This is a genomic window from Acinetobacter sp. AG3, from assembly GCF_022343575.1.
Classification (GTDB): domain Bacteria; phylum Pseudomonadota; class Gammaproteobacteria; order Pseudomonadales; family Moraxellaceae; genus Acinetobacter; species Acinetobacter guillouiae.
Window position 1 is genome coordinate 1149152 of sequence record NZ_JAKQZD010000001.1, and the last position, 21312, is coordinate 1170463.

A 21312-nucleotide genomic window follows, 5' to 3' on the forward strand; every position below is an offset into this window, starting at 1 on the left:
CACATGAAATGGAAAAATAACGGCTGGACTCTGGCACTGAACATGATAGCCGCAATCAGCTTATCGGGATGTGACAAAAAACCTGCTGCTGATGCGAACCAAGGGGCTCAAAAATTAGCAACCCCGATCATGGTTAAACATGAACTAGGAACCACCAGCATTGCCTATCATCCTCAACGTGCTGCGGTATTGGATATGAATGAAGCTGATTTTCTTGATCAACTGAGTATTCCTATTGCGGGTATGCCCAAAGATTATGTACCACATTTTTTGCAAAAGTATAAAGATGATCAAAAGGTTCAAGATCTAGGTGCGATTGTTCAGCCCAATATGGAACGGATTTACACACTCAAACCAGACATCATCTTAATGACGCCACTGCAAGCAAATCAGTATCAAGCGTTGAGTAAAATTGCACCGACTGTGCACTATGACATCAATTTCAATAACAGTCAGCAGCATCACATTGAGGCGATTAAAGCGCATTTGATCACTTTAGGCCAGATCTTTAATCAACAGCAATTGGCGACGCAAAAAGTAGATGCATTGGATGCCAAAGTAGCAGAAGTACGAAAAATAACTGCAAATCGTCCTGAAAAAGCTTTGGTGGTCTTACATAACAATGGTGCCTTTAGCAACTTTGGGGTTCAGTCACGTTATGGCTTTGTATTTAATGCATTCGGGGTAAAACCAGCCAGTACAGTGGTAGATACAAGTTTGCATGGTCAACCGATTTCTAGTGAATTTATCAAACAGGCTGATCCCGATATTTTGTATATCGTCGATCGTACAGCCGTCATGGAACATCGTCCGACGATTGATGCTGAGCGGATGAGTAATCCTTTATTACGCCAAACCAAAGCATGGAAAAATGGCAAAGTGGTTTTTGTTGATGCAGATGCTTGGTACATCACTGCGGCAAGCCCAACCTCCATGCATATTTTAATTGATGATGTCATCAAGGGGTATCAGCTATGAATTAGGTCTTTACACGATAAATTTATAGCCAGATAAGCTCTAGCCAAAACACTCATACCGTGAACAAGTGACTACAGCATACTTTTCAATAAAAAAAGTGTGATAGGGAAACTTGTGCTTAAAAAATGAAAGGAAATTTATATATGAAATATGGTCATCCACTTTTTCAGCACGCTTTGAAACCACAGTGCCGAGATTTAAGCCCGCAATTTAAACTGAAAAACTTGATTTCTGCTCAAATGTTGTTGGGTTTCGGATTAACTTTGGTGATTCCGATCTCAACAATTCATGCGCAAACACCTGACCTGCCACCATCAGATCGCGAGGCATTGCAAAATTTACCCACCATTCATGTACAAGCTGTGAATGAAAAAAACAGTGTTTTAGCGGGGCAGATTTCTTCGCAGAATAAGTTAGGTTTTTTAGGTGAAAAAGGCTTCTTAGAAACGCCATTTAATAGCATTGGCTATACAGACCAATATATTGAAAATCAACAGGCAAAAGATATTACCGATGTCATTGCTAAAACCGACCCATCGGTATTTACCAATGGTGCCAGTGGCGGATGGAGTGAAAACTACTATATTCGTGGCTTTGCTTCGAGTACAAGTGATATGTCAATGAACGGCATGTTTGGCATCACACCTTTTTATCGAACCTCTCCCGAAATGTTTGAACGAATCGAAGTCCTCAAAGGACCTACAGCATTACTCAATGGGATGCCGCCAGCAGGATCTGTGGGGGGCATGGTCAATTTAGTCAGCAAGTGTGCAGGCGATGATCCATTGCAACGTTTTACCGCGACCTATATGTCTGATTCACAGTTTGGTGGTCATCTCGATATCGGCAGACGTTTCGGTCAAAATAAAGATTTTGGTGTACGTTTAAATACAGTATATCGTGATGGAACAGGCGCAATTAAAGACCAAGATAAAAAAACAGCCTTAGTTTCTTTAGGTCTGGATTGGCGTGGCGAACGTGCACGTATTTCAGCAGACCTCTATACAGCTGAGGATCGAGTAGATGGTGTCAACCGTGGGATTAATTTACTCTCAGGGGTTGCGATTCCTAAACCACCAAAACCAGACACACTATTAAATCCAGACTGGTCTTTTGTTGAAACCAAAGATAAGGGCGCTATGCTTCGTGGCGAATATGACTTGAGTGATCGAGTTATGGCATATGCCACTTATGGACAAAGTAAAACTGATTATAAATATAATGGTGCCATGTCAGCGACCGTGCTCGACAGTCAAGGCAGGCTTGAAACCAAGATTGGTCAGTTGGCTTTTGACCTTGAAAAGAAATCAGCTGATCTGGGCATAAAAGGAAAATTTGATACAGGATCTATTGGTCACCAATGGGTTGTCAATGCAACGTATTACCAACATGATCAAAATGACTATGGGGTAAGAAATGTGGCTGGGGCTGAATGGATCACCAATCTTTATCATCCAGTTTGGGGAAATCCAGTTCGCTTTAATGCGCCACATATTTCTAAAACAGCATCTCGTTTAAACAGTTATGGGATTGCGGACACCTTATCTTTTGCTCAAGATCAAGTCCAATTGACCTTGGGTGTACGACAACAGAATGTGCTGAGTGAAGCTTTTAATATTGTTACAGGCAGTCGGACATCACGTTATGATGAAAGTGCCACCACACCTGGGGCTGCGATATTGTTTAAAGCCACAGAGCATATTTCCTTATATGCAAACTATATTGAAGGCTTAAGCCAAGGCTCAACTGCACCGTATACTGCAGCAAATGCGGGTGAAGTTTTTGCACCTTTTAAAACAAAACAAAAAGAACTTGGGGTTAAAGTAGACTTGGGTAAATTCTCAAATACTTTGAGTCTGTTTGAAATTGAAAAACCAAGTAGCTATACCGATCCCGTCAGCAATATTTTTACTGCTGATGGCGAGCAGCGCAATAGAGGAGTTGAATGGAGCTTCTTTGGAGCACCTAATGCGAATCTTCGTGTAATCGGTGGTGTTGCCTATATTGATCCTGAATTAACCAAAACTGCAGGTGGTAAAAACCAAGGCAATACTGCGACTGGGGTTGCCAAGCAACAGGCGAAATTAGGCATGGAGTGGGATATTTCGATGTTGCAGGGTTTAACCTTGACTGGAAATGCCACAGCAGTTTCAAAGCAATATATCAATCAGGAAAATACACTACATGCTTCTGGACGAACACTGTTTGATGTTGGGGCGAGATATAAGACCAATGTTTCAAGTTTTCCACTGAGCTTAGCTGCGAGTATCAATAACGTGACCAATAAGGCCTATTGGGGCATGCCACAATTGTCCAGTTTAGCCTTGGGTGCGCCTCGAACTTATATGCTGTCGGCTTCTATCGATTTTTAATTTAAGCGATACAGCACTATATTTTTATATGGTGCTGTATGTTGATTCAATGAGGCGCTTTAAATCATTTAAATCTGTTCAATCAAAAAAATAAAGCGGATGAGGAGTGTCTCAGGGCAGGCTTGCTTAAAGCGCTGTTGATAAAACAACACTAAATCTAAAACAAGTGATGAAATCTAAACATTTATTAAAATTATATTTTTCATAAGGCATTGAAAATTATAAAAATAAATATTGGCATAAAAGCTGCTCAATACAAGTGATATGAAATTGGAAGTATCTTAAGGAATACCTATGTCACTTGTCGTCGATAAAAAAGAAAATTCTAAAGAATTTGTAAAAAGTACTTTATCTGAAATTTGGGTCACACGATGTCCAGTACCCACTGCAACAGGAATCTCATTAAAACGCGGCACCTTGGTCGAAAAATTTGAGCGACATGGTATTGATGTTGCGGTATTGCAAGATGCACGTAAAGGCTTGTCTGTGCATCATTTTGATCATCAGCTTCCGGCTTTATTCCGTGAGGGTGGCAATGTACCTGCTTTGGCTGCGCGTTCAGAAGGTGCCCCAAGTCGTCTGATTGGATTAACTTGGATTGATGAATGGCAAGTGATTATTGTTCGACCTGATTCAGCAATTCGTCAACCTGAAGACTTAAAAAATGCCAAAGTGGCTTTACCTGAATATGCCGATAAACGTGCAGGCAGTATTTTTAGAGCCATGTCATTGCAAGGTATTCGAGGGGCTTTACAACTTGCAAATTTAAGTTTTCGTGATGTTGATTTTATTGAAGTTCCTGAGCGTGCTGAATCGAAACAAGATCGTGATGCCAGTGCCTATTGGTCAGGCCTTGATGCCTTGATTACAGGTGAGGTCGATGCCGTATATGTCAAAGGGGCATCGGCTGTTGAGGCAGCCACCAAACGTGGTTTAAAAGTCGGTATCGATTTAGATCAATTTGCAGATGTGACTTCACGTGTGAACAACGGGACACCTCGTCCTATCACGGTACATGAAGATTTATTGGAACATCACTTTGATGTCGTTGTGGATTTTCTGGAAGAGCTTTTTGATACCGCAGACTGGGCAGAAGATCATTTAGATGAAGTGCTGGTTATTCTACAAGATGAAACTATTGCGGGTGCTGAAAGTGTGGCTACAGCGTATCGTAATAATTTCCATAAATCTTTACACCCTTCATTAAGTGAAGAACGCCTTGAGCTTTTAAAACAACAAAAAGATTTTCTTTGGTTACATGGCTTCCTTGAAAAAGACGTAGATCTTGATACATGGGTCGATCATCGCCCATTACTCGAAGTTTTAAAGCGTCGCCAAAATAAACAACGTTAAAACAGGATATTTATCATGACTACACTGATTCAATCGCCACTTTCCCCTGAACTCAATGATTTTATTGAACGCAACCGTGAAAAAGCTGAATTTGCATTTGAGGTGTTCCGTGAGACGGGCACAATCACTGCCAATGGCACGGTCAATTTTGTTGAACGCGCCCCTGAGAATACTTTGGTGACCTTTAACTATGCAGGTCCTTGGTCACGAGATAAAAAAAGCAAAGTACTGGTAGAGAAACTTGATGGTGAAGTTTTATTGGGACGAAAAGGTGCTGGCGGCCGTTATAACAAACTGTTTCGTGAACATGCAGATGTCACCACAATCTCTCATGTACATGCACCGAATTTAGGTGCTTGGGCCCAAACACACCGGACCCTACCGATTCGATATGTGCCTGTTCAGCGTTTTCATTTATTTAATGAATTACCGATTTATATCGATCGGCGTCAGGCAGAAGTCGATTTCATTTTAGATCAACTCAAGATTGATATTGAGCATCGGGCTATTTTGGAAGCCAATGGCGGTGCCACAGTTTGGGGGCGTCAAGGTCTACAGGAAACTGCTGAATTTATTTTATTGCTTGAAGAAGGTGCTCAAATTCAACTGTTAGCAGAACTGGTTGGAGGAAGTCGTGAATATGGGCAAGGGGTGTTACAGCAACAGTGGAAAATGAGCGGATTGACTGAAAAAGCCAAATCACTGGGATTACTTCCACTCCATTAGAAACATGATTTAAAACAAATATAGAGAATATTATGGCTGTAAAACTTTTATGGTATCTCACCTCTCCTGATGGTCCCTATCCTTGGTTGGAGTCGGGACGCTGGGATACCGATTATGAACATTTGCAACAAATTGCAATTACCGCAGATCGTCTGGGGTTTTACGGTTCGCTCATGGGTACAAGTGAGTATGAAACACTGGCGGTTGCTGCGAGTTTAATTCCTTTTACTGAACGCCTGAAGTTTTTGGTTGCACAGCATCCAGGTGAAGTTCAACCCGCAGTTTTAGCCAAATATGCACAAACTTTTGATGCATTCTCTCAGGGACGTTTGTTGTTTAATGTGGTCAATGGCAATGATCAGGGACTTGCCGCATTGGGTATTCATTATTCACATGATGAACGCTATGACTTTAGTAAAGAATACTGGAGCACATTTCAACAGAATTATTTAGGCGATAAATCTGGTTTTCAGGGTGAGTTTATTCAAGTGGCTCCACGTCAAGAGGGTGCTTCACCGATGTCAAAATGGCATGGGGCAACCCAAAAACAAGGCGTACCACTGTGGGGCGCTGGCACATCAGCGAAAGGGGTACAACATTCAGTGGAATTGCTGGATGTGTATTTAAGCTTTGCCAACACACCGCCGCTGCTGGGAGAAAAATTCAGTAAGGTTGCAAAAGAAGCCGCTAAAGTTGGGCGAACTTTGCAGTATGGAACTCGCTTACAAATTATTGTTCGTGAAACCGAAGAAGAAGCGTGGCAATACGCGCAGTCTCTACTCGATAAAATTGATGTGAATTATGCGATTGAAGCAGTAAAACGTCAGCTTCCACCCAATGAAACTTTTGAAAGCTATCAAAGTAATAACCCGATTGTTCAAAAAAATTTAGAACGCTTACGTCAGGGGATATTACCTCAAGCTAAAGATTTTGAAATTTATCCAAATATTTGGACAGGGCCATCACTGTTTGGCTTTGATATCTTAAATCCTGCTGCAGGGACCGCATTGGTCGGGAGCGCTGAAAATATTGCTCAACGTATCCAAGAATATGAAAGCTACGGTACATCTGCATTTATTTTGTCGGGTTTTCCTTTAATTACTGAAGTTTACCGTGTTGCAGACTTGTTGTTTCCTCTACTTGAGCTCGATCATGGTTTTGAGTTACCGAAGTTAAAAAAGCGCTCCTCTGTAGATTCTCTGTTGAATCAAGAAACTGTGGTTTAAAAGGAGAATCCTATGAGTAAAATTACGCGTAGAGCATTAATTAAAAATACTGGTTTAGGTCTAGGTACGATTGCAGCAGCAAGCCTGATCGGGTGTTCTCGTTCCGATTCCTCAGCAGCAAATGAAGCTGCTGCACATACAAGCCAGCATGGCACACCGCAAAAAGGTGGAGTGATCAAAATTGGGGTGATTAATGGTAATCAAGCTGGAAATTTAGATGCCCATAAGCCGATTGGAATGTCGAGTGCCTTTAGAGGTTGGCCGTTATATGCCAAATTATGGGAGTGGGGGCGAGATATTCAACCTAAATTGGCGCTTGCTGAATTTGCAGAACCCAATGAGGATGGCACTAAATGGACGATTCGGTTAAAGAAAGGGCTTGAGTTTCATCATGGTAAAACCATTACAGCCGATGATGTCATTTTCTCTTTACGTCGTTTGACCGATCCTAAACTGGCGTCTCCCTTTGCGGCTTATTTGTATTCATTACAGCGCGATGCGATTAAAAAGCGTGATGATTACACCGTTGAAATTCCATTTGCTCAAGGCAAAGGCTTAGTAGCCTTACCTGAAGCATGGATGAGTTGGGGTGGTATTATTCCAACAGATTATGATCCAATCAAGAATGTCGTCGGAGCAGGCCCGTTTAAACTGGAAAGTTTTACCCCAGGTCAACGTTCCCGTTTCGTACGTTTTGAAAATTATTGGAAAGACAATCAGCCTTATGCAGATGCCATTGAAATTATAGATTTTAAAGACCAAACCGGGCGTCTTGCTGCTTTGCAATCAGGGCAAATTGATATTGCATCGGGTATTAGTGCCGAGCATTTATCTTTGATTCAAGCCAATAAACGACTGAGTGTTGTTTCATCTGAAACAGATGCTTGGCAATCCTTTGACATGAATACCACTAAAGCACCGTTTAATGATCCTCGTGTCAGACAAGCATTTCGTTTGATTGCCAATCGGGATGATTTAGTGAAACGGGCATTGGCGGGACAAGGGCGAATTGCCAACGATCTGTATTCATTTAGTGATCCTGTTTATAACCATGAAATTCCACAGCGTAAGCAAGATTTAGCCAAAGCTAAAACACTATTAAAAGCCGCTGGTTTTGATCAAAACTTAAAAGTTGATTTATATACAGGACCAGATAGCAATGCCGCCTTGGTGTTTGCGCAACATGCAGCGCAAGCTGGCGTGATCGTAAAGGTTAAACAAGTTGAAGCTGCAACATTTGCAGATGCAGTCAAACAAGATTGGGCATTGAGTACAGGTGCAAATGTTTCTCGTCCATTTTTATTGACGGTATTGCAGATTGATGGACCCGGTGCAGCCAATAACAAAACCCGTTTTAATCAAGCCCGTTTTACAGAGCTGGTGCATCACGCATTGCAACAGCCTGATCTGGAAAAACGCAAAGTTCTGGTGCATGAGGCACAGCAAATTCAGCATGAACAAGGTGGCTTACTGATTTGGGGTTTTAACAATGTTTTAGATGCACATTCTCATCAGATTGGTGGTGTAACACCTGATCGAACCGGTTTTGCAGCATGGCGAACTGATGAGTTTTGGCGTAAAGGGGAGTGATAATGACGACTCAAGCCAGCAAAATTGAAAGCTCGATTCAACATCCAGCTATCGCCAAGTCGTTTGAATTTCCTGCATGGTTACCTTGGTTTTTGACCCGTATCGTGTCAGGAATTTTAGTGATTTTTGTGATTAGTTTAATTGTATTTATCGCGACTCAAGCGCTTCCATCTGACCCTGCACGGGTCATTTTAGGACCAGAAGCACCAGAAGCTACGGTTCAAATACTGCGTGAACAATTGGGGCTGACTCAACCGATATTGGTGCAATACTGGAATTGGCTGACTCAATTATTACAAGGTAATTTTGGACGCTCAATTGATTCTAATGTATCTGTATTACAGATTATTCAAAACTATTTTGGTAATACGCTTGCTTTGAGTAGCTTGGTGGTGGCAATCACTGTACCGATTTCAGTTTTACTTGGCGTTTGGTTATCGCTACGTCGTGATCGCAAACTAGACCGAATCATTGTATCTAGCTCGATTATTTTTAAAGCAGTGCCCGGATTTGTCATTGCCATTTGGCTGATGATGTTATTTTCAACTTCGATCTTGCATGTATTACCCGCTGCATCATTGCTGATTCCTGGGCAGTCTCCGTTTAGCCAGTTAGAGTTTTTAATTTTACCCATTTTAACGTTAGCTTTATCGCTTATTCCTTATCTCATGCGTCTTGTGCGAGGCTCAATGATCGATGCCTTAGAGTCTGATTATGTCACTTCGGCACGATTACGCGGTATTCCAGAGCGTCGCATTATCTGGAAGCATGTTTTGCCTAATGCTTTAGTGCCCGTGGTACAAGGCACGGCATTGACCATACGGGTTTTACTCAGTGGGGCTTTAATTATCGAGGTTGTATTTAGTTATCCCGGAATTGGCAATGCATTGAATGCAGCAATTGAAATGCGGGATATTCCTACCATTCAAGCGATTGTGTTATTGCTGACCATCTGTGTGGTGGTGGTCAATTTAATTGCAGACTTAATGACCACTTTACTCACACCGAAAATACGCACTGCAAAAAAACATAAAGCCCGCTCACCTGGTTTACGTCAGGCATTACGTTTATGGAAATCTGGCCGACCGATTACGGTAAAGCCTGTCGATCGCCGTAATGCCTTGAAGAATATCAATTCAGGAGAGGGGAAATGAGTACACTTCATTGGTATCAACGTAAGTTTTTTAAAGCCTTGATTTCTGAGCGACAAGTCCGTTTTGGTTTTGTGGTGACAAGCTTAGTTTTGATATTTGCGCTTATTGGCCCAGTGCTGGTTCCTTTTGAACCAACTGCATTAGTGGGTATGACCTATGGTGCGCCTGAAGCACAGGCTTTTCTTGGCTATGACTATATTGGGCATGATGTTTGGTCTCGTGTATTAGCGGGTGGTGCTTCAATAATTTGGATGACCCTCGCTGCCAGTCTAGTGGCTTTAATTATTGGTTCCTGTTTAGGCATATTGGCTGCTTTTGCACGAAATAAAGTTGACCAGTTTGTGACTTGGCTTACCGATGTTTTTATGGCATTTCCTGATCTGATTTTAGTGCTATTAATCGTTTCGATGCTAGGGCGTGAGCCATGGCTGATTGTGCTCACTGTTTCGATTGCTTTTATTCCTGGGGTAGTACGTCTTGCTCGAAGTGTTGCGCTAAATTTGGTTGAGCAAGAGTATGTAGAGGCCGCAAAAATTTTAGGTTATTCGAAAAGCTATATTTTATTCCGTGAAATCCTACCCAATATGCTGACACCCTTATTAATTCATCTTGGGGTGATGTTGACGTGGGCTGTTGGCATGTTATCTGGTCTGGCTTTTCTTGGTTATGGTATCGCACCTCCTGCAGCCGATTGGGGCCTGATGATTAATGAAAATCGTGCTGGGTTATTGGTTCAACCGTGGGCAGTATTTGCACCGGTGATTTTAATTGCTTTGTTTGCGCTGGGAACCAATGTGTTGGCTGAAGGTGTAGGGCGTGCCGCAGCGCGGATTGAGGAAAAGTAACCATGACAGAGATTTTAAAGAATACGGTACTACAGGTAAAAGACTTAACGGTGGCATTGGTCAACACAGGCAATCATGTGGTTTCGAATATTTCTTTTCATTTAAACGAGGGCGAAGTCCTTGGGTTGGTGGGAGAAAGTGGTTCAGGTAAAACCACATTGTCGAGTGCGTTATTGGGCTATGCACGACATGGTGCCAAAATTATTCAAGGCACAATTACGCTGGATGGACAAGATATCCTCAGTCTTGACGATCACGCCTTGCGTCAAATTCGAGGTTATAAAATCAGTCACGTTGCCCAAGATCCGGGAACGGCACTAAATCCAGCATTAACAATTGGACAGCATCTACTTGAGTTATTAGAAGTCCATCAATCACGCTTATCCAGTGGTGAAAGAAATCATAAAGTTGCTAAAATTTTAGATGAAGTGGGATTGCCTCAGGATGATGTGTTTTTAAAACGCTATCCTCATCAGCTTTCCGGCGGGCAACAACAACGGATTTTATTAGCATTGGCATTTTTGTTACAGCCTCGCTTAATTGTCTTGGATGAACCGACAACAGCATTGGATGTTACGACCCAAACTTTAGTGCTGAATATTATTCGTAAATTATGTCGGGAATATAATGTCGCAGCAATTTATGTATCACATGATTTGACTGTGGTGAAAGATATTGCAGATCGCGTAATCGTCCTGTATTCAGGCCAGATTGCAGAAGATGCTACATTAAGCCAGTTATTTGAAACGCCAAAACATCCTTATACCCAAGGTTTACTCAATGCCATCCCCGATGTGTCGATTCGTAAATATTTATCCCCCATCGAAGGACATGCACCCTCACCGAATGACCGTCCAACAGGATGTGCTTTTGCCGCAAGATGTACTTTCGCTAGCGAATTATGTCATCAACAGCAACCGAAATTAACCCTATTATCTCAAGCATTTGATCCACATTTTGTTGCTTGTCATCATTGGGATGAAGTGGGCGTGATCAATTTTCAAGAGCTTGATCCGCATCTGATTGAATTAAAAACAGATCAACAGGCACTGCTTAAAGTAAAACATATCAATGCTTGGTATGGCCAGCAACAAGCACTTTTCGATGTTTCTTTTCAAATACAGCGTGGAGAATGTTTGGCCTTAGTCGGGGAGTCTGGTTCAGGTAAAACCACATTGTCTAGAGTGATTGCAGGACTGAATGAAAATGCAGAAGGTCAGGTGATTTTAGCAGATGAAGTATTGTCCTTGCAGGGACAAAAACGTCAGTTAACACAACGACATAAACTGCAGTATATTTTTCAAAATCCATATAAAGCCTTGAATCCAGCACACACCATAGGACAGACACTCACTAAAGTGGTTCAGCACTTTTTTGCTACATCTCAGCAAGAAACTCAACAAAAGGTCGTTCAGGTACTTCAACAAGTATCGCTTCCTCCACAGGTTCAAGAACTCTACCCAAGAGATTTATCTGGCGGAGAACGGCAACGTGTAGCGATTGCACGAGCGCTGTTATGTCAGCCTGATGTTTTGATTTGCGACGAAATTACTTCTGCTTTAGATGTGTCAGTACAAGCATCTATTTTAAAACTGTTGCAACAACTGCAAAAGCAAGGCGTAACTTTACTTTTTGTGACCCATAACCTTGGGGTAGTTAGAGCAATTGCTGATCGAGTTGCCGTTTTAAAAAATGGCCATCTGGTGGAATACGGTGAAACCGATCAAGTACTGAGTCATCCGCAACATGCGTATACCAAAACTTTGCTCACACATGCACCCAGCTTATTTAAGACTACAGCACAGCGTATCTGTGCATAAAAAACAAGAGATTTTCCGGAGTTAAAATGAACGATATTCAGCAACACAATTTTTTAGAATTGGGCAGTATAAGACATATTCAAAGTGGACAAGAAGCATTGGATATTGCCAAGGCAGTAGCAAAACAACTGACTGAATTTGCTCAAGATCCTCAATATAACAAAAGTGTTCCTTATGAACAGGCCCGCTTAATTTCAGAAGCAGGTCTGACAGCGATTATTGTTCCTCAACAATTTGGTGGTTTAGGTGCGAGTATTACCACATTGGTCAATGTGGTAAAGATCATTTCATCTGCAGATGGTGGTGTGGGGCAACTTCTACAAATTCATTTCACCATGTTTAGAGGAATTTTAACGGGTTATGAGGATGATATTCGCGATCAATTATTGCGTGATGTATTAAGTGGTAAACGTTTAGGCAATGCACTCGCAGAAGTGGGCGGAAAAGATAAATTTCAGCATAAGACTCGTGTAGAAAGAAATTCACAAGGGCAGTTAATCTTAAATGGCAGTAAATTTTATTCCACAGGCTCTTTATTGGCCGAGTGGATCTCTTTATTTGCAGGCAGTGATGATGGACCTGTTTCGATCTTGATTCATCGTGATACGCATGGGGTAGAACTGCTTGATGATTGGGATGCAATGGGGCAAAACAATAGTGTCAGTGGCACAGTCAATTTTAAAGATGTTGTTGTCGATGAACGCTATGTTGCCAAGCGCAATACTGGTGGTTTAGGGACAGTGCTACGCACAGGTTTAACTTGGCCTCAGATTTTGCATGCAGCTATGGATACAGGTATTGCCAAAGGTGCACTTGAAGGGGGGATTGATTATTTGCAACAGAATGCTCGTCCTTGGGTGGAAAGTGGTGTCGACTCCCCGACACAGGAACCGCATATCATTAAGCAAATTGGTGAGTTTGCAGTTTTGGTTCGTTCAGCAGAAGCACTTTTAGATCGCTCAGCAGCGATTTTTGAGCAGCATTTAACCAATCTGGAAGATGAAGCCTTACAAACTGAATTGATTTTATCTGTGGCTGCCACACGGAGTCAGTCAGACCATGCATCTTTGAAAATTTCCAGTGAAATTTTTGGCTTACTTGGAGCAAGCTCTACTTTGTCAAAATGGAATTTAGATCGTTTCTGGCGTAATGCACGTACGCATACCACACATGATCCGATTCGTTGGCGTTTATATCATGTTGGAAATTATTATTTAAATAATATTCCACCTGGTGAATATAACTCTGTGCTTTTAAAGAAACAGGCTGAAAATGTGACCAAATTTAAGTCATAATTTGAGTTCGACAAAAATATGCTATTCGGAAACCTCATCCACAACTGTTTGAGGCAGTACTTAATCGCATATTTTTTTCGGTGAGAAGCAGCGTTTTGTGCGTTGAGAATAGTCACAAGCTTTTGTATAGGCGATGCCTTAAATTTGGAAGCTGAAAAATAAAAGGTTGTCATCACGACAACCTTTTATTTTTTCGTATTGTTAAGCCACTTGTGAATGAATAGCAATGTCTTGTGCTAGCCATTCACGAACATTGATTTGAGCTGGAATAAACTTCCAGCGATAGAGAAAGTCACTGAGGTCTTGTAAGGCAATAATCGATGTTTCATCAAAATTGGTATTCAGCTTGAGATGTGCATCTGCGCCATAAGCTGCATGGACCCATTGTTCACTGCTATTACATTCTTTAGCCAGATAGCGGTGAGTTTCATCTGCATGCACATGCGCCCATTGTTCAGCTTGTAAAACCGCATCGACGATGGATTGAGCTTGTTGTGGATATTGCGATAGAAAATCTTCATCCACAGTTAGTGTTCGAGGGGTACCATTATTTGAACGTAGGATAGGGTCGGGATGTGAACCAATATCAATAATGGTATGCAGGGCAAAATCATGGGCAATTTGTGCTGCATGTGCGCCTTTTAAAAAGATGGCATCGACATCCCCTTTGATTAAAGCCACAATCTCTGCACTTGCGCTCAGTTTATTACGATTGCTAAAGAAACTCGCATCATTTTCTTCGGTATGATTTTGCAGTTGCGCCACTAATATATCAGCACGCAGACAATCCACCAGTTCAAGATCACTGACCTTAAGATTTACTGTTTTTAATGCATTTTCTAAACCGCGAATGGCTTGAGCACGAGAGAAATCTATGATGGCATCTTGATTCAGTGGGAGCCCAAAGCGTTTACCTTTTAGATCCTCAACCGTCTTAATTTGGGAATCATATCGAGTCAGCAGTAATTGGACTTCATCTGCCCAAGATAAACCGATGACTTTGGTTTTTTGTCCAGAAGCATATGCCCAAATTGCAGGAATACTGCCACCATGCCGAACTGAATTGGCAAGGGTATGGTTAAAATGTGAGTTACGAACCTCTTTTGAGTTCGATTCACGAATTGATTTAATTTCAATTTGTTGCTCAATAAATTTTTCTTTTAGCCAGCCTTTTTGAATCGAGATTCCGAGCCCTGTAGGAACTGGACAGCGTGTATACCAAAGTGTATTTAATGGTTGCGTTTGAAGTGTTGTCATTGTGACATCCTGTTGTGATTTGAATGCTTTAAAGCAATATTGATGCCATTGTTTAACTTGTTGATATTTAAAATATATTTTTAATATCTATTTTTATGATGTTGATATATCAAATGTTGTTGCAATAACAACAGAGAATAAGTGCGGATGTTTTAAATCAAACATCTCATCAAACACGTTTTTTAAAAAAACAATATAAAACAGTGGATTAAAATATTTATGCCGTTGAAAAATTTGGCATAGATCTCGCAGTGAGCTATAGATCTTTAGTTGTTGTTTTATTTTTATGTTTAAAAATTATCCACTGCTGCGAAGTTTGGCCTTATATCGTTTTATGCCATTTCACTTTGTATTGACGGCAACATTATTTGTCCTTGCCAATTTTGGCTTAGCACTACAGCAATATTCAATCGGACATGCGATTGATACGCTAAAACACAGCCAACCTGAAAGTTTATTTCAGCATGCTTTTACAGATCCGTTAAATCCGTGGTTTTGGTTTATTCTACTGACGAGTATCGCTTTACTTCGCGCCATTATTCAATATTTAGCGGGTTTAAGTGCCTTGACGATTGGACAGCAATTGTTAAGTATTTTAAGAGAAAGAATCTTTAGCCAGGTCCAGCATTTAGATGTTTCATGGCACTGGAAACACGGATTAGGTGAAGTTTTATCAAGAACCACCCGAGATTCAGATAAATTAAAAGAAGCTTTAATTAATTTTTGGCGACAAGTGTTTGAATCCAGTCTAGTGGTCGCCGCAACAGTCGGATTGTTGTGTTGGTATCATCCTTGGTTGGGAATTGTCCCGCTTATTTTTATTTTTCTAGGCCTAGCTGTGCTGTTTAAACTGACCAATCAGTTGGTGGTGCTGGATCATCAAGTTGCCTATGCCTATGAAAAAGTCAGTGATACTTTGGCTGAAAGCGTCAATGGCATTCGAGTGGTCAAAGCCTTTCAACTTGAGGAAAAGCTCTTACAACGTTTTAATGCTGCGGTTGATAGCTTTATTCGTCATTCCATTCAAACCATTCGCACCAGTGCACAACGCTTACCGATTCCTCAAATGATTATTGCCTGTTCCTACTTATGGGTGATTGGGTTTGGTGGCTACTTAATTGGACAAAATCAATTACAGATTGGGCAATTTGTGGCTGCTGTACTTATGGCAAATTTATTGGTGTTTCGTATTGAAAGTATTGGACAGGTCTTACATATTTTTGCAGATGCACGTTCATCGGCAACTCGAATATGGCAAATGCTAGATGAGAAATCGGCAATTGTAGATGCTGCACATGCTTTGCCACTACAAGGGGATGCTGATGGGGATGAAGGTTTAAATATTCGACTGGAAAATGTCAGTTTTCAGGATCGAAAGACAGAAAAGTATATTTTAAAACAGTGTAATGTTGAATTCCGAGCAGGTGAAATCGTCACCATTGTGGGGAAAACTGGAGCGGGTAAAACCACACTGATGAACTTGCTCAATCGTTTTATCGATCCAACCGCAGGGCAGGTCTGGATCGGTTCAGATCAACGCGGTTGGCTCAATCTTAAAGATCTGAGTTTGGCTAACTTACGTCATATGGTTCAGATTATTCCGCAAGATAATTTCTTTTTCTCAGGAACCTTGGCGGATAACTTAAAAATAGCCAAACAGAATGCGACTGAACAGGAGATGCGAGATGCGTTGCATTTGGCTTCAGCATCTGAACTGTTACAGCGACTCGATGCTGGTCTGGAGACACGAATAGGGGACAAGGGAGTCACCTTATCTGGAGGGCAAAAACAACGGATTGCACTGGCACGGTCAATTTTAAAAAACTCGCCAATCTTGGCGCTTGATGATTCAACCAGTGCTTTAGATTCCACTACAGAAAAACAAGTATTACAGCGTTTATCAGGCTTGGCTGACAATAAAAATCAGCTCAAAAGAACCATTCTGATCAATTCAAATAAACAGACCACGATTTCTTTATCAGATCGCATTATCGTATTAGATCAGGGACAAATTCTTGCTCAAGGGAGCCACACAGAATTGCTCCAGCATTGCGTATTTTATCGGGAGTTGATGGGCTTTCAAAAAGCGCAACAGGAGATTCAAGCATGAATACCACGGTTAAAAATTTCCGTCCGCTGGCGAAAATCTCTGATCTGCAGATCGAAGAAAACTTAGCAAAAACCGCACTACATCGCGGAATGTTAAAAAAACTCATTCCTTTGCTTTATCCGATTCGTTATTTAATTCTAGCCATGATCTCAGTAGAGATCTTACAAGCGCTGAGCATCTTTGTACGTCCATGGGCAGTCAAGTACATTTTAGATTCTGGATTTCAGCAAGTGGCTGGGATACTGGTGTTGTATCAGCCAGTACTTTTTATAGCAATTGCTATTCTGGCATTCAGCTGGGTGTGTCGTTTTGGATTAGCGGGTGTATCAAAATACTTGTCTGGAAAAGCGGCTTTAAGTGTCATTAATGATCTAAGACGTTCATTATTTCAACATATTCAAGCTTTAAATATTGGTTATTTTGATCGAACTAAAGCGGGCCGAATTATTTCACGAGCGGATCGTGATGTCGATACTTTAGAACCAGTATTGATACAAGGACCACCTGAACTACTTTCTGCGATTTTACGTTGCGGATTAGCATCTGTGCTTTTGTGGCATATCTATCCCCCATTTTTCTGGTGTTTATTTGCAACTTTGCCGATTTTATTGACAATGACTGCAATATTTAAAAAGTCATCACAACGGCATTGGGGACGGGTTGCCGAAGAACGCAGTCGATTTACTGCACATTTGGTTGAAACGGTAAATGGCGCCAAAATTATTCAGCAATTAAATTATAGTGAAACCAATCAACAGCGCTATCAGCAGCTCTTAAAAGATTTTAATGATTCTATTATTTATGGAAGTAAGCGGACCAGCTGGTTTGCCCCATTTACTGGATTGCTTTCGACAGTGGCAACCGCGGTTTTTATTGTGATTGGAAGTTATGCTTATAGTGAAGGTGTCATCAGTATTGGACAGTTTGCCGAAAGTATTTTTTACGTGTTTTTATTCTTGGCACCTTTACAGGAATTGACCGATTTATTTGAGCGTTATGCCAATGGTGCAGCGTGTGCACAACGGATATTTCTACTTTTAGATACCCAATCTAGCATTCAAGATGCACCACATGCGTTGAAATTAGGGCAACTTAACGGGCATATTCGTTTTCAGTCTGTACATTTTGCTTATACCACCAAAGCTGTTTTACAAAATTTTGATTTAGAGATCGACGCTGGAACGGTGGTTGCGATCGTGGGGCCGACAGGTCATGGTAAAAGCACGATTGTTCAATTACTGACACGGTTTTATGAGCCTCAGCAGGGGGGGATTTTCTTAGACCGTTATCCGATACAGGATATCCATCTGGACAGTTTAAGACAAAATGTCAGTATTGTTTTACAGGACAATGTCTTGTTTAGCGGCACAATTTTAGACAATTTACGTTTAATTCAACCCGAAGCTACAGATCAACAACTGATTCAGGCGATTGAAGAACTTGGTGCAGATGATATTCTAGGACAGCTTCCTCATGGTTATTTTACTGAAGTTGGAACACTCGGAAAAAATTTAAGTCATGGGCAACGCCAACTTGTTTGTCTCGCACGTGCATATTTGGCTGATCCTAAAATTTTAATTTTAGATGAAGCGACCTCTGCAATTGATATTTATACGGAACAGAAAATCCAATATGCCCTTCGACGCTTATGTAAAAATAGAACCTGTATTGTGATCGCACATCGCTTAAGTACCATTCAAGAAGCAGACAAAATTGTGGTGATTGAGAATGGGGCTGTAGTGGAACAAGGTTCTCATGAACAACTGATTCAACAGCAACAATCTTACTATCAGTTGTATCAATCTTATTTACACAATCAACTTGTATAAGCTTATGCGCCACTAGCAAATCTGTGGTTTTATAAACATTTTTTCGAATCATTGTTTAAATATAAACAATGATTTTTTTATTTTTAATGATAAGTTTTTGATATTCAATAATAAAAATTTTGGCATTGGCTTTGCTATATCGGTGCAGATCGTTAAGGAAGCTTATATGCGTACATATTTTTCTCAATTCATTCTTCATTCTTCTGTTTTTGCGTTCAGTACACTTACCGCCTCAATCACTTTGGCAAATGAACAAAGGCCTGTATCAGAAAAAGAGGATGTCGTGACATTGCAATCAGTTGTTGTAACGGGTTCTCGGCGAGCGATCAATAGTGCTTTAGAGGCTCCTGCTCCAGTAGACATTGTGACAGCCAAAGAACTACAAGAAACAGGGGCAGGTGATCTTGCAGCTGCATTAACACGCTTATCGCCGTCAGTGAGTTTACCAACATCACCTGCGGGTGGTTTCGGTGCATCGGTGCCGCCGAGTATTGCATTGCGAGGTTTATCTGCAGATCAAACCTTAATTTTGATCAATGGTAAACGTCGCCATACAGCGGCTTACTTCACTCGACAAGCGTATGCTGGGGGGAGAGGTGCTGCGGTAACAGATTTAAGCCTAATCCCGATTAGTGCCATTGAACGTATAGAGATTTTACGAGATGGTGCCGCAGCTCAATATGGTTCTGACGCGATCGCGGGCGTGGTTAACATTATATTGAAATCACGTGATCATGGTGGTGGCGTGAGTTATCAAACTGGAGGCTATACACAAGGGGATGGTGAACAGCATAAAATCAATCTTTGGAAAGGCTTTGAATTACCCAATGATGGTGCTTTAACTGTTGCCGTAGATTTAGGAAAGCGTAAAGCTGCAAGTAATACTGCACCAGATACGCGAACATTTTATGATGGTTCAACCCAAGCCCAATATACCGAGCAGAACACACCATTTAGAACTTGGAAATTTGGTTCTCCTGAACAAAAAGACCAAATCAATATCACTGCGAATTTAGATTTACCTTTAACTGATGAAATTGCCTTGTATGGTTTTAGTAGTTATGGGCATCGTAAGACCATCGGGGAAAATTTTTATGAACCTCCAACCACCAAAACAGTACTGAATCAATCCAGTTATTTTAAGCAACGTTATCCTGATGGACGCTCACCTTTGAGTTTAGTCAGTGTGGATGATTTTGCGACCACGTTTGGGGTTAAACAAGGCAACCAGACTTCAGGAAAATATGACCTGTATGCCACTTATGGACAAAACAAAGTCAGCACTGAACAAGGCAATGGCATTAACCCAAGTTATGGTGCAGATTCACCCTCTCATTATGATTTAGGGGAAAACATTTTTGCCCAACTCAATACAGGACTGGACTATAGTCGTGATTTTGCAATTGATGGTCTAGCCAGTCCATTGACTGTTTCGACGGGAGCGCTATACCGTTGGGAACAATATAAACAAAATGCAGGCGACCCCATTGCTTATACCCGTGGACCCTATTTTAATCCAAGTACGGCTTTAGGTACGGGTATCCCAGGTATATACGCGGGTATTACAGATCAAGACCAACGCAAAATTAGTCGAGATGTGTACGGCATTTATTTGGATCTCGAAGCCGATATTGTAAAAGATTTAAATGTTGGTGCTGCTATTCGAACAGAAAAATATTCAGACTTTGGTTCGACAACCAACGGCAAACTCTTTGCCAAATATGATATATCTCCGCAGTTGACTCTTCGTGGATCTGTCAATACAGGTTATCGCGCACCGTCATTAGCCCAGCAAGGATACTCCGCTTATAGTGTACAAACGGTGCAAACTCCGACAGGTTGGCAAGATGTACAGCAAAGGACTTTAGTTGCGGGAAGTGAAGCGGCTTTACTGATTGGTGGAACTTCACTTAAGCCTGAGAAATCGACCAATTATTCTTTAGGTTTGGTACTCAAACCATTTATCAATACCTCTGCAACTTTAGATCTTTATCAAATCGATATTCGAAATCGTATTTTACTTTCTGACAATATTACTGGCAGCGTGATCAATAATGCTTTTGCAAATACGCCGTATGCAAATATTGCCAATGTGGCGTTTTTTAATAATTTATTAGATACGCAAACACGTGGTTTGGAGTTCGCATTAAAACATGATCTTGATCTTGAACAATATGGCAAGTTAAAGCTGAATTTAGGTTTGGCTTATCATAAAAATAAAATCACTGACAGCCGAGACTCAATCACTGCAAAAGGTGAGCGAATTCCAGTCTCCAGTATTGCTGGTCGAAATACCCAAAGCCTAATTGAATCTACAGCGCCAAAAACCAAATTAGCATTGGGGGCACTTTGGTCAAATCAAGCGTGGAGTATCAATGCCGCAGTCCGTCGTTATGATAAATGGACTACTTTAAATAATACCAATACTTCATTGGATCAGACCTTTGATCCGCAATGGATTGCTGATTTGGACTTTGGCTACAAAGCAGATGCGTGGGTAAAAGGGCTAAAATTCAATCTGGGCGCAAATAATTTATTTAACAGTTACCCAGACAAAGCTAAAGACTCATCTGTAGGGAACATCGTCAAATACAGTTTTAATGCGCCAGAAGGTGCCTTTGGAACGTATTTATATGGCCGTGTAAGTTACGACTTTTAAATTAAAAAATAAATTTTTTAAAACAGTTTTTAAATAGGTTTCAAGGTCATGAAAATGCAAAATACTTTTATATCTAATGTGGTTAAATCCGTTTTTGT

General features: G+C 41.1%; 14 protein-coding genes. 13 read left to right on the forward strand and 1 reads right to left on the reverse strand.

The genetic code is table 11. The features are described 5' to 3' along the window. Positions 1-3 precede the first annotated feature (3 nt). The 10 genes from L3V46_RS05315 to L3V46_RS05360 all read left to right on the forward strand — a co-directional run bounded on the left by L3V46_RS05315 (position 4) and on the right by L3V46_RS05360 (position 13359). Positions 4-978, forward strand: a complete 975-nt coding sequence (locus tag L3V46_RS05315; RefSeq protein WP_239045130.1) for a siderophore ABC transporter substrate-binding protein — start codon at positions 4-6, stop codon at positions 976-978. 143 nt (positions 979-1121) lie between these two features. Then, positions 1122-3350: a TonB-dependent siderophore receptor gene (locus L3V46_RS05320; RefSeq protein ID WP_239045131.1), complete on the forward strand. Its 2229-nt coding sequence runs from the start codon at positions 1122-1124 to the stop codon at positions 3348-3350. 294 nt (positions 3351-3644) lie between these two features. After that, on the forward strand, positions 3645-4703 hold the full coding sequence (locus L3V46_RS05325; RefSeq protein WP_004823403.1) for an ABC transporter substrate-binding protein: 1059 nt from the start codon (positions 3645-3647) through the stop codon (positions 4701-4703). Positions 4704-4718: 15 nt separating this feature from the next. Beyond that, a complete protein-coding gene (locus L3V46_RS05330; RefSeq protein WP_004717530.1) occupies positions 4719-5429 on the forward strand; it encodes a class II aldolase/adducin family protein in 711 nt (236 codons plus the stop codon). 32 nt (positions 5430-5461) lie between these two features. Next, positions 5462-6655, forward strand: a complete 1194-nt coding sequence (locus L3V46_RS05335; RefSeq protein WP_004823401.1) for an LLM class flavin-dependent oxidoreductase — start codon at positions 5462-5464, stop codon at positions 6653-6655. Positions 6656-6667: 12 nt separating this feature from the next. After that, on the forward strand, positions 6668-8245 hold the full coding sequence (locus tag L3V46_RS05340) for an ABC transporter substrate-binding protein (protein ID WP_239045132.1): 1578 nt from the start codon (positions 6668-6670) through the stop codon (positions 8243-8245). Positions 8246-8247: 2 nt separating this feature from the next. After that, positions 8248-9399 carry an ABC transporter permease gene (locus L3V46_RS05345; RefSeq protein WP_239045133.1) on the forward strand — a complete coding sequence of 384 codons (1152 nt, stop codon included), beginning with the start codon at positions 8248-8250 and terminating at the stop codon, positions 9397-9399. Then, a complete protein-coding gene (locus L3V46_RS05350) occupies positions 9396-10244 on the forward strand; it encodes an ABC transporter permease (protein ID WP_239045134.1) in 849 nt (282 codons plus the stop codon). Before L3V46_RS05345 ends, L3V46_RS05350 begins: the two co-directional genes overlap by 4 nt. Positions 10245-10246: 2 nt before the next feature. Beyond that, positions 10247-12064, forward strand: coding sequence for an ABC transporter ATP-binding protein (locus L3V46_RS05355; protein WP_239045135.1), 1818 nt, complete (start codon positions 10247-10249; stop codon positions 12062-12064). A 26-nt stretch (positions 12065-12090) separates the two neighbouring features. Next, a complete protein-coding gene (locus tag L3V46_RS05360; RefSeq protein ID WP_239045136.1) occupies positions 12091-13359 on the forward strand; it encodes an acyl-CoA dehydrogenase family protein in 1269 nt (422 codons plus the stop codon). 201 nt (positions 13360-13560) lie between these two features. On the opposite strand, the gene L3V46_RS05365 is transcribed toward L3V46_RS05360, so the two are convergent. Then, positions 13561-14616 carry an ABC transporter substrate-binding protein gene (locus L3V46_RS05365; RefSeq protein WP_239045137.1) on the reverse strand — a complete coding sequence of 352 codons (1056 nt, stop codon included), beginning with the start codon at positions 14614-14616 and terminating at the stop codon, positions 13561-13563. Positions 14617-14902: 286 nt separating this feature from the next. Between L3V46_RS05365 and L3V46_RS05370 the strand changes: the two genes are divergently transcribed. The 3 genes from L3V46_RS05370 to L3V46_RS05385 all read left to right on the forward strand — a co-directional run bounded on the left by L3V46_RS05370 (position 14903) and on the right by L3V46_RS05385 (position 21214). Then, positions 14903-16726 carry an ABC transporter ATP-binding protein gene (locus L3V46_RS05370; protein WP_239045138.1) on the forward strand — a complete coding sequence of 608 codons (1824 nt, stop codon included), beginning with the start codon at positions 14903-14905 and terminating at the stop codon, positions 16724-16726. Then, positions 16723-18555, forward strand: a complete 1833-nt coding sequence (locus L3V46_RS05375; RefSeq protein WP_239045139.1) for an ABC transporter ATP-binding protein — start codon at positions 16723-16725, stop codon at positions 18553-18555. The genes L3V46_RS05370 and L3V46_RS05375 overlap by 4 nt, the downstream gene beginning before the upstream one ends. A 166-nt stretch (positions 18556-18721) precedes the next feature. Then, the gene (locus L3V46_RS05385; protein WP_239045140.1) at positions 18722-21214 is read left to right on the forward strand and encodes a TonB-dependent receptor; all 2493 of its coding nucleotides are present in this window, start codon (positions 18722-18724) and stop codon (positions 21212-21214) included. The last annotated feature ends 98 nt before the right edge of the window (positions 21215-21312 follow it).